At 65.6% G+C, this 1,817-nt stretch carries 3 protein-coding genes; all 3 read left to right on the top strand.

Annotated elements, in window-relative coordinates:
• A partial coding sequence (locus tag ACZ7IB_RS49150; protein WP_470921882.1) for a transposase occupies positions 1-543 on the top strand: 543 nt, incomplete at its 5' end.
• A complete protein-coding gene (locus ACZ7IB_RS49155; protein WP_111004206.1) occupies positions 540-938 on the top strand; it encodes a hypothetical protein in 399 nt (132 codons plus the stop codon). The genes ACZ7IB_RS49150 and ACZ7IB_RS49155, both read left to right, overlap by 4 nt.
• Positions 939-1,159: 221 nt before the next feature.
• A complete protein-coding gene (locus ACZ7IB_RS49160) occupies positions 1,160-1,765 on the top strand; it encodes a cation:proton antiporter (RefSeq protein ID WP_146608236.1) in 606 nt (201 codons plus the stop codon).
• Positions 1,766-1,817: the final 52 nt, after the last annotated feature.

Below are 1,817 nucleotides of genomic sequence, written 5' to 3' on the forward strand. Positions count from 1 at the left end.
TTAGAGGACCCGACCCTGGTGGTGCTGGACACCCAGAGTGTCCACGTCTCTGCCGGGGTCCCCGCCTCCACGACCGGCCGGGACGCAGCGAAACGCGTGCCGGGCCGCAAGCGGGGCCTGGCCGTGGACGTGCTCGGTCTGGTCATTGCCGTCAACGTCCTCGCCGCGAGCGCGCACGACAACGCGGCGGGCATCGCCCTGCTCAACCATGTCGCCCAGAACGCCGGCGGAACCGTCCGCAAGGCACTGGTCGACCAGGGCTTCAAGAACCAGGTCGTCGCCCACGGCACCCGCCTCGGCATCGACGTCGAGATCATCGAACGCAACCCGCAGGACAAGGGGTTCGTCCCGCAACCGAAGCGGTGGGTCGTCGAACAGACCTACGGGATCTTGATACTGCACCGGCGCCTGGTCCGCGACTACGAGCACCGCCCGTCCTCGTCCGTCTCCCGCGTCTACTGGGCCATGACCCATGTCATGGCCCGCCGTCTCACCGACGCGAACACCCCCACGTGGCGCGACCCGCAGACGGCGGCCGCGTGAACATCCAGCCCCTGCTCGAGGCACTCAACATCCAGGAGGACGCCGCCCGGGCCTTGGCCGACGACCTCCGCACGCAGATCGGCAAACTGCAGACCCGCCTACGGGAGGCCGAAACCCATCTCGAGCACCTCGCGATCACTCGGAAGACCGTCACCGGCCTCACCGACCTGCTCCCAGCCGGCCCGCCGGACCTGCCCGAGCACCCGGACTACCCCCGCATCCTCGCCGTCTTCAACGACACGACCGGACCGCTGCGGGCCAAGGACGTCTGCGAATCCCTCGACCACGAACTGCTGCCGAAGAACATCGAAGGCACCCGGGCCAAGCTGAAACGCCTGGTCAAGCTGGGCATCCTCACCGAAGCCGACACTGGCATCTTCACCAGGAAGCAGTAGCCGACACCAGCAGCCTTGGCCCAGCCCCGCCCAGAAGCGGACATCAACCCACGAACCTCCTCTCGGGATCTGTTCTCGGAGTGCAAGGGCATCGGCAGGGGAGGACGGGCTCGAGTACAGCCTCCTGCCGAGGGCTGCTTGAACCGAGGAGGGCTTTGCGCTGATCGCCCGGATGGGTGCGAGGTCGTGCTTCACAATGTCTCCCTGTGACGAGCACCTGGATGACCACGGCCATTGCGATTGTCGGCACGCTGCTGGGCAGCGCACTGACGGCGTTTGTAACCGCTCGGACTGAGCGGCGGAAGAATGAGGCTCTGGAGCGGCAGCAGATACGCCAAGAGGCCGCACAAGATCGCACTGCGCTTCGTGAGTTGCGGGTTGAGCACCAGAAGTGGCGCCGGGACCGCCGCCAAGCTGCTTACAAAACCTTGATGGATGCAGCTCATGAAGCGCAGGGGGCTATCTGGCAACTGTCACGGCTGACCCTGGAGCCCTATGACCAGCATCGTTATGACACATGGCGTGGTGCAGCCATCGATGCGGTACGGGCAACTCGGCAGGCTGCCAACACGGTTGAGCTCGAAGGACCCGCTGCTGTGGCGCAGGCCGGCGCCGAGTACGCAGAAGCCATCGATCAGCACATCCACCCGCCCATTCAATACCTGATGGAACTGAGCAGGGGGCCGCTGACTGGTGAGCAGAAGGATCGCTATCGCTCCTCAGCTGCGGAAACGGGCCTTCACGTGGACGACATGCAGCGGCGCTTTGTTCCTCTCGCGCGTGCGGCCCTCGACGAGTTGATGGACGAGGCCGACCAGCGGACGTAAGCCTTGCCCCAGCCTCACCCAGAAGCGGACATCAACTCACGAACCTCCCTCT

The organism is Streptomyces sp. NPDC037301 (assembly GCF_055602785.1).

Bases quoted from the DNA above. Each gene is read 5' to 3' on its own strand.
- ACZ7IB_RS49160 (WP_146608236.1), top strand. From the start codon at position 1,160: ATGACCACGGCCATTGCGATTGTCGGCACGCTGCTGGGCAGCGCACTG.